The 9595-nt window shown below is 34.4% G+C and carries 8 protein-coding genes; all 8 read right to left on the minus strand.

The window, feature by feature from the left end; translation table 11 throughout:
- Positions 1-298: 298 nt before the first annotated feature.
- Positions 299-1411: a hypothetical protein gene (locus IH597_13640; protein ID MBE0663495.1), complete on the minus strand. Its 1113-nt coding sequence runs from the start codon at positions 1409-1411 to the stop codon at positions 299-301.
- A gap of 224 nt (positions 1412-1635) precedes the next feature.
- The gene (locus IH597_13645) at positions 1636-3051 is read right to left on the minus strand and encodes a hypothetical protein (GenBank protein MBE0663496.1); all 1416 of its coding nucleotides are present in this window, start codon (positions 3049-3051) and stop codon (positions 1636-1638) included.
- 332 nt (positions 3052-3383) lie between these two features.
- Positions 3384-4160 carry a T9SS type A sorting domain-containing protein gene (locus IH597_13650; GenBank protein ID MBE0663497.1) on the minus strand — a complete coding sequence of 259 codons (777 nt, stop codon included), beginning with the start codon at positions 4158-4160 and terminating at the stop codon, positions 3384-3386.
- Positions 4161-4358: 198 nt separating this feature from the next.
- Positions 4359-4769 carry a hypothetical protein gene (locus IH597_13655; protein MBE0663498.1) on the minus strand — a complete coding sequence of 137 codons (411 nt, stop codon included), beginning with the start codon at positions 4767-4769 and terminating at the stop codon, positions 4359-4361.
- Positions 4770-5179: 410 nt separating this feature from the next.
- The gene (locus IH597_13660; protein MBE0663499.1) at positions 5180-6190 is read right to left on the minus strand and encodes a zinc-binding dehydrogenase; all 1011 of its coding nucleotides are present in this window, start codon (positions 6188-6190) and stop codon (positions 5180-5182) included.
- Between the two features lie 200 nt (positions 6191-6390).
- Complete coding sequence (locus IH597_13665; GenBank protein ID MBE0663500.1) at positions 6391-7641, minus strand: hypothetical protein; 1251 nt, start codon at positions 7639-7641, stop codon at positions 6391-6393.
- A gap of 146 nt (positions 7642-7787) precedes the next feature.
- Positions 7788-8510: a hypothetical protein gene (locus IH597_13670; protein MBE0663501.1), complete on the minus strand. Its 723-nt coding sequence runs from the start codon at positions 8508-8510 to the stop codon at positions 7788-7790.
- Positions 8511-8775: 265 nt separating this feature from the next.
- The gene (locus tag IH597_13675) at positions 8776-9510 is read right to left on the minus strand and encodes a hypothetical protein (protein MBE0663502.1); all 735 of its coding nucleotides are present in this window, start codon (positions 9508-9510) and stop codon (positions 8776-8778) included.
- Between the last annotated feature and the right edge of the window lie 85 nt (positions 9511-9595).

Raw genomic sequence — 9595 nt, forward strand, 5'->3', positions numbered from 1 at the left:
AGTTTTGAAAATTTCTTCATTCGCTTTCATATCGGCAATATTGTTAATGTTTTGTCTTCTTAAAGTATCTTAATGTTTAGACTGATACAATAACAAATAAGCAAGATTATAGTTAAGGGAGAGTACCATTATGTGCACTAGCATGACGCACAACGGTTTTCGTTTATGACTTGTGGCGGTTTCCGAAGTACTTTCTTGTCGGCATACACCAAACTTACTTAAATGCACAAAGCTTGAATATACCAATTCACCCGTCAGAAGTTATATGCGCTGTTAGCGGCTGCTCTTCTTTCAATTATCATGGTTTGAATTTTTCAAATGTATTGCCATTGAATTTGCATACTCCAGCTTCATGTGTGCCAAGCCATAGTTCGCCTTGTTTGTCTTTGTAAATGGAGAATAGCTTAATATCCCTGGAACCATCTTTGACAGAATAATGGGTGAGAGTTTTTCCCTGCCTGACTTCGTCATTCAGGCGGGCATCATATCGCCAAACTCCCTGTTCATAAGTCACCATCCAAAGGTCTCCTTTATTATCTTCGATAACGGACATGAAGTAAATCATATCCTTTCCTTCCGGTGATTTTACATTGTCAATTCCCCTTTCCCGTTTATAGTTTATTAAAATTTTGTCCTGTTCGATTAAACTGCTTGGAAGGATATTGTATCGATAGCTGGTATTGCAGAACCAAAATTTTCCTTGTTTGTCTTCAATAATGGAACGGATACCAAATTGACCACCCCCTTCTATTAATGTCAAATGCTTTTCATACATCCAACTCAGTGTTTTGCCATCAAAGCGACAAATGCCAAAGTTTGACGTTCCGAGCCAAAGAATTCCTTTGCTGTCCTCATAAATAGTATAGACTTCATACGGGTTATATGGAGGATTTGGATTTGTGGAATAAAATTCGTCTTCAAGATAATGTTTTGGGAATTCCAAATGATAAAGCATTTCTCCATCATACCGATAAGGTCCATTTTTACCAGGCCCATTGAACCACAAATCATCCGGTTCCAGCTTCCATTCAGTACTTTCTATTACCGGCAAGGTGGTAAATTTTTGTCCGTCAAATTTGCTGATGCCGTCCAAAGTGGTGAAAAAAATGTTGCCTGATTTATCTTCCTTGATTTCCCGAATACGGTCGCTACACAAGCCGTCTTTGGTTGCAAAATGGAGAATGGTTTTTCCGTCATAGCGAAATACACCTTGCCCATCACTACCAAACCAATAGTCATTATTGTTGGCTTGAAAGACAACGAATATTGTCTTATCAAGTTCTGAAACCGTGTCTCCTATAGTTGTTTTGTTTGTCTGTTTTGAATTGATGTCAACCGTTTTTTGATTTTGTCCATTGCAGGAAGTGAATACAGTTAAGATACTTAATAAAAGAAGTGTGTATAATTTCATTGTTTGACTGTTCGTTTTAAGTCTGTCGGTTGATGTTTGCAGTGTCGCCATAGGGTTGCCGCCAACGGTTAGTATAAGAATAGTAGCCGACTGCAAAGGACTTTCTTGTCAAGTTACAGAAAAGTTAAAGCGGGCTGCACATTATGATTTTAATGCTATCCCGGCTATTATTTTTATACATTGTTACCAAACCGTATTTTTATTGATGATAGTTGAGTTATTTCTTAATTCTCTAAATAATCAACAGCAAATTGAATCCAATCTTTTACAGATTCATCCAGATAAATATCAGGTTGAACTCCAATATTGTCTATAGGGTAATCGGGAAGTCTTCTGGCTCTCCACGCTGGTAGAAGTAGATTGTAATTATCGCAACCAAATTTGAAATAGTAAGCTGAAGCGTAATCCAATGCCCCATAAGTGGGCGTTCCTAATATCTTTACTTTTTTACTCTGCTTCATACTAAATACAAAGGCCTCTCCCTGACTGCCAACCATCTTATTAGCTAAGATTATAACCTGTTCTGGACTATGTTCTGCAATTTTCACTTCAGTTATAGAAACATCTGTAGAATCGGGATTCACAAATTCTCCTACATTGGCCTTAAAGAGCTTAATCCATCCCGTAACCATTTTCTTATCTGCCGCATACTGTTCTTCATCAGGAGTTATATCAATCCAGTGTTGCAAAGTTTCAATTACTGTTGGGGTTGCTAACCATTCTGTTCCCAATGACCTAATATTATTTGTACAGATGTAAGGCAGTAGCTTTTCGTAGGCATTGCCTGTACCTCCAGAATTATCTCTTATATCTATAATAAGGTTCTCATAGTTTTCGAGGAGCTCAATATTATCATTAATTAAATTCTCAATTCGTTCAACATTAGCTTGTTCAAAACTGGACAAACGCAATAAAACGGTTTTGTCAGTTAATTTCTTAAAATAGAAACCTTCAATCTCATCCATTTTCATTTGAATTTCATTTTCGGTAAGCGCTGGTTTCGGTAGTTCCTTTAAAAAGACGGATTTGGTATTTTTAAAAGACAAAATGGCTCCATCAAACAACTCATAGTTGTCTTCTCTTAATGAATGGTCACCCATAAAATAATTAGCCTTTCCATCTTTCATTAAGCTAAACTTAATCTCATTGGCTTTCCAGGATTTGTTATCACTTTCAATAATAAATGCCTGATATTCGTCATTCATATTGATAATGCCAACTTTATAAGAACCCAATTTCCAAACACCTTCCAGTTCGTCGGTAGAATTTGAGATATGCTCATAAAAGTTCTCCAGATTAATTTCTATTTTTGAGTAGCTTTTACTTCCCATTTCTTCAGTTTGGGCTACTTCTTCTTCACCATTTTTCGATAGTGTAATATGACCATCCTTAAAATAATCTAAATAGGATTCTAATAAATCAAAACAATCTTTTTCTTGAATACTTTTCGATTTAACTCTCAAGTCATTCTTTAAGCTGTTGTAGATTAATTTATTACTCGTTTTCTCCTTAAATCCGGGATAATCGCTTTCCACTCTTTCTATTAATTGGCTTAATGCCTGTTCGCAGTTACAGTCAGTCTGAGAAAAGGAGTCTAAGGCTAAGCCTAAAATTAGAAATGTTAAAATACAATTTTTCATGATGGTAATTTTAATTATTAAATTGAGTTATCATGAGTATGACGTTTAGACTTACAGCCTTGTTACAAGACAATCCAGAAGAATGTGTAATTTTACTAGGCTTAGCATATTGAAACATTACATGTTTTTAGACGCTTTTGTATCAGGTTGTAGGGTTTTTATATATGGTTGGTAACGGTTTCGGGCTTTGCGTTCGTGCGGGATTTCAGGGCATAAAACTGTCAACCCAGCACTAAAGCCTATTTGAAAAACTGAACTTAAATTTAAGCACTTCACCCCGCATAACGAAAAACCCGTGTTATACCTAGTGCTTCCTGTGTCATCTGTGTTCGTCAATCAGCGATTATTAATTTGTTTGTTGCTATTATTTTATTGTCTTGTGTTAGGCGAATAAAATAAACTCCGCTTGGTAAATTGTCTCGGTTAATAGTAATTGTCTGCCCCGAAATATTTCTTATTTTTTTTATTGTCTGCCCAAAACAATTGTAAACCGAAAGAGTTGCGTTTTTTAAAATATTGTCTGTCTGCAAAGTTGTTTGATTGTTGAATGGGTTAGGGAAAATTTTAGCTGACTGTTTTTGTTCAAGAGAATTTATTCCTGTCACTTGCTGAAGGTTTATCAAGTCAAAGTAACCGTAACCTTGAATAGGTCCGCCTACAAGTCCGCCATATAAAACTACCAGTGCAGTATCTCCAGTAGAAAGAGAAAAACTTGATTGAACATTTAACTGTGTCCACGAAGTTGAATATGTTGTGTCCCCTGCTTGAAGTGTAATAATTCCGTTATTTATTTTACCAAAATAAAGTCCGATAGGTGGTGATGTTTGTGCAAACGCCCATCCAGAAAGCATATATGTTTGTCCATTTGTAATTGTAGGAATTTTTTGGTAAGCGTAGCCCGGAAAACATCCTTGCGTGTTTCCACCATTAACTTTAATGCACCAATTGCCTCCACCTGTCGGTGCATTATTAAACGAAATTGCACCGCAAGTCCATTCCCAATTTGATAAGTCAGGATTTGAACCATTTTCAAAACTACCATTTAAAATTTGTCCCTGTGCAGTTATAATACTGAGAGATACTGTCAAGATGAATAAAAGTTGTTTCATTGTATTTTGTTTTATCATTGTCATTGTTGAGTAATTGTCTGCACGAAAAACTGTCTATGGAAAACGGTCTTCATAGCATTGGGCATAACGAGTGGCAATAAGAAATGTAGGGCATTTCAAAGCACCTACCTATCAAGCTACCAAGCCTTTTATTAAAAGTAATGTCGTTCAAATTTATCACTTTCCGCCCTATGTTTTTTATTGCGTGTTGTGTGGCGTATTTCTACTTTTTTTAATCAAGCTTTTGTCTATTAAAAACAATGGGACAAGTACAGAAATGTAAGCAAGAAAATCCCAAGTGTCAAATGTCGAATCGTAAATCTTAAAATATTGCAAAGTTTCAATTCCAAAGCATACTATCAGAAATATTACCAAAGTTCTATTTGGTGTAAAAAAACGTGTCCATGAATTGTTTGTTTTGTATGTAAAAAGTCCCCGAAATAATATATAGTTCCAGGCAGGCCCCGCTATATCAAGCAAGTATCCCTTCCAAAATCTTCCAAAATCAATCCAAATTGTCGATAATCCTAATATACCAAAAAACAAAAGTGCTGTAGCCCAATAAGGTGCATTCTTGTTATGTTTTGCATCTAAAGTTGATTTCTCCATATTAAGGATTATGTTTTTCAATTTTTTCCTCAATTCTTTTTAGGATTTCTTTTATTTCATTATGTCTTTTGTCCTGTTTGATTTGAAGCATAAAAACTTGAAATGCAATGGGAACAAGAATTACAACTATTACAGTTATTCCATTCATAATTACTCCTCCTTTATTTAATTAATATTACTTTCATTTATCTGATTAACAAAATTATTTCCCGTTTTAGTTTTCTAATATGCCACACAACGTTTGATGGTATGGTGTCGTGCGGGATTACGAAGCGATTTCCTATCAGTTTACACCAAAGTTTTTTACGAGCCACGAACCTTCAAAAACCGCTGAAACCCGCATGCACTATACCATGTGTTGGGCGTATGTAGCTTTTTAACCTATTATTATTTCTCAGTCCCAATAAAAATTACGAGACATCGAAGACAATTTTGCCCTCAATCTCAGCATTTTCAATTTTATAATGAGCTTCAATTGCTTTATCTAATGTGAAATGATTTGCAATTTCTGGCTTAATATCCCCATTTTCTAACAATTCAAATAAATTAATTAAATCTTCTTTAAACCATTCAGGATGCTTTTTCCGTAATCCGCCAATAGAATAAAAAGATGACTTTCTATTGTTAGGTAAAATGTTCCATAATAATATTTTCATAAACTCAAATGGTATATTACCACCTTTACCCATAACTGCATTGTAAAATCCAAATGCAACCAATATTCCTCCAGGTTTTAGAGTTTTAAATGATTTTTTAAAATTTTCACCACCAATGGGGTCAAAAACAGCATCAACACCTTCACTTGACAATTCATGAACGCGCTTCATAAAATCCTCGCTTTTATAATCTATCGGTATTCCACCATACTTAGTTACAATGGCATGTTTTGACTTAGAGGCTGTTCCATACATTTTAAGGTTAAGAAGTTTGCCTAATTGTAGCATGGCTATTCCAACTGCACCGGCAGCACCATGAATAAGAATAGTTTTCTCCTCTGAAATTTTTGCTATTCGATGCAACATTTGGTAAGCTGTCATATATGAGAGAATCAAAGTAACAGCTTCTGAGGAATCAATATTGTCAGGTACACGAGTTAATTTTGTCTCAGGCAGACAAATGTACTCAGAATACGCTCCAATTACTGTCATATCAGCAACTTTGTCACCAACCTGAAATTCTGTTGAACCTTCGCCCAATTTATCTACGATACCAACCATATCGTATCCAAGAGTAAAAGGTGGTTTGTCCTTAACATCAGGATATTTACCTTTGCGTATCATAACATCAGTAAAATTTGCACTTGTTTTCAAAACTTTAATTCTCACCTCACCCTGCTTAGGTTCGGGTAAAGTTTTTTCTTCAATTAACTGCATAACTTCTGGTTCTCCAAAATCTGTTATGATTATACGCTTATAACTCATAAAGCCTCCTTTTTAATAATTTGTGTATCATCTAATTTGTCAGTAAAGCCATCTTGCTATTACGCCCAACGGTAAATTGTATGAGTAGTGGCAGATTGCGTGGCAATTTCCTGTCAAAACGCTACGCAGTTTGAGCGGGCTACAAACGTTGATATTTAGCACATCGCCTGCCATTACTTATACAAAGTGTTATGCCTTCGTTATTCTTTCATCGGTTCTGCCCAATCTGAATTCCTCACAAAAACAGTATATTGAACGTATGGTTTGCCTTTGTCAGTCATTTCAAATAAGTCTGTCACAGGTAATATTTGGAATGAAGTGTTTAAGCGATTTGAGTTTGCATATGGATTATCTACTCCATTCATTTTTATCAGTGATTTCTGTTGTTTGCCGGTCGTTCTCTTTAAGTCTTTTATGCCATAAATATACATCACTAACATATTATCAGCAGATAAGGGCATTCTTGTGTATTTCCCCTTATCTCGTAAGAACTCTGGCAAAGTTTTGCTCGGCATAACCATATAGCTGTCGTTGAGCATAAAATTTATAGAAAGTATTTTATTCTCCAGTTCCAAATCAGACATTCTTATTTTTGAGGCCAATGGATGTTTACCATTTACCCGATATTGAAATATATGGAATAGACCAAAATATCCATAGAGCTTCTGACTTTTAATCCCTTCTGTGTTATAAAAAGTCTTGAAATTATCAAATAGGATATCTTCTCTATTCTTTTTCATTTGAACCATTTCAATGTTTGATTTTATACTAGCTAGTTTTACTAACCTGGTGCTGTCATCAGCGTAATATTGGTTCAACATATCGATTTGTCTTATCAATGTCTCTTGGATACCATCCTCTTTAAATTCAATAGTTGGCAAAGGTGAATCTTTTGGAATTAAGTCATTCAAATAACTGGTCGTCAATTCCCAATCTTGAATTCTGTCAATTCCTATAAATCGAAATTTTTGGTCTTCAGGAAGTATTTCATATAATTCTTGGAACTTTAAGTATTTATTAAAGTAATCCTGATTGCTTCTTCCTTGAACAACAACCCATCTCTTTAATACATTTTTCAATAATTCATGGTCTTTATTCGCCATAAACTTGTTAAGATATTCTGCCTGTACAAAGTCCAATTCAGCTAAATAATGTCTCACACCATAATTTTTATTGAGATATTTAAAGAAGTCAACATCGAATTTTAAAGGTTCTTCCGTTCCGTGTATTTCGCCCACCAAAATCAATATACTTTTATCTATATCCGTCTTGATAATGTCATAGGTGAAAGACTGATCAGGGTTTACTGTTTCGCAGTTTTCTTTGAGATATTTAACGTATTTACCACCTGTTGCATATTCCCAAAGGTGAAATGTTCCATAGGCTATTGCTGTCAATAAGACTATGCCTAATATTAATTTTAAAATTCTTCTACTTACTTTCTTTATCATTTTCTGTTTTGTTTAATGAGGCATAACGGTAAATTGTATGAGTAGTGGCAGATTGCGTGGTGTTTTCCTGTCAAACCGCTACACAGTTTGAGCGGGCTACAAACCTTGATATTTAACACTTTCCCTGCCATTACTTATACAAAATGTTATGCGCTTTTATTCTTATTTTTCTTTTGTTTATTTTTCACGTGTCCAATCGTAAAAGCTCCGCTTCCCATAGCTCCTAAAAGTCCGAAAATAGTAACGGGATTAATCTTTTGTCCTGAAATTATAGCCCAAGGAATCAAAATAATTCCCGCTGCAATAGTAAAATATCCAAATCCCATTAGAATTTTCCCAGTCAGACCGTCATACATATTTGGAGCTTCTAAAATCATTAAGTTGTCTGACACATTTTCATTTCGTTCTCTGATGTTTCTTCTGAATGCAGCATTAAAACTTCTAAAGTCATCTTTATCATTTGAAGCGTGCTCAAATTTAAAATTCCGTTGTCTTTTTACTTTTATTTTAAAAATGTCAAAATGTTGGTCAGGAGTAAATTTGTACCAGTTTATGTCTTGCCAATTAATAAATCTGTCTGAATATTTGTAAAGGATGTAGTTTCTTTCCCATTTGATATCTAAGCCATTCTCAACAATTTGTACAATCAGTTTTGCTTTTGATGTTCTTTTTGATAAAAACCAACCGCCTAAAAAGTAAAGTCCAACTACAATAAAAGTCATAATTCCAAATAAGTCTTTATTTGTGTCCTCAAGTTTACCAACTAAAAACATTGTTGGAATAAGACAAACTATTGGTAAGATAAAAATCGTTAGTAAGAAATGAATTCGTGAACTTGTCGTTATTCTATATTTTTTTATTTCAGTCATTAATTTTCGTTCTAAGTCTGGTCGTTTTTAATTGCGCATAACGTTTGAGGCTAAAAGCTGGCGGGCATTTCGGAGCACTTCACTTTCAACCTGCGATAAAGTTTATAAGTTACAATACCTTTCAAATTAGCACTTTCCGCCCGCTTGATTTTAGCCTTTGTTACCGCCTGGTGTTCTTTCATCAGTCCTTGTAAACCATTGCCAGTATTATTTTTCTGTGGTATTGCTATTTTTTTTTACTATCATATCTGTTTATTTGGTTAATTTATTTTATCTCAAATAGGAACATCAAGGCAGTTCCAAAGTCCATAACGCCATGTAAAATTGCAAAGTAAATGAAAAGCGAAGGTCGATAATAAATTGACACTCCGATTAAGATAGCGAAAGGTAAAAATACCAGACCACGATACATGATAAAATTCAAATCAGGGATAAATGGTAAAGTGCAATGCTGAATAGAGAGAAATATAACAGGAAGTAATACTGCTAACCATTTTACTTTCAGTTGTTTTTTGAGTTTTGACATGACGTATACAAAATAAGTAGCTAATTCTGCAAAAGCTATAGTCACGGGAAAAGCTATTAATAAAACGTAAACCAACCATTTTTCAATTGAGCTAAACATCATATCTGTCGGAACATTTGGATTGCCCCATATCGCTATGCTCAGGAAATAGCCGGGAACAAAAACAATAGGTACCGATACAAGGGCTAATCCTACGAAGATGATAATGTCTTTTTTAATACTCGCCCTATTAAATGAGAATATATTGAAATAATTATTTCCGTCACGCTTGAATAGTATGAACAATAGTGCTATACTAACAATATTTGTAAGAGTTGCAGTTAGCAACCAGTATTTTTCAGAAGTTTCCCATGAATTGATAAGTAAGGCAATCAGTGCTTGAAAAACTATAAATAAAGAAAGCCTACTCACAAGTATTATAAAAGTAATTGCATTTGATGATTCAATTGTCCGATTTATTGTGTTTGAAGTCATAGCTAATTAATATTTTAATTGCTTTCTAACTGGTACACTGTTAAATATTATGTCAATCGTTTCTCTTTTTACACTTGGCGGTAAC

Source organism: Bacteroidales bacterium (assembly GCA_014860575.1).
Classification (GTDB): Bacteria; Bacteroidota; Bacteroidia; order Bacteroidales; family JAAYJT01; genus JAAYJT01.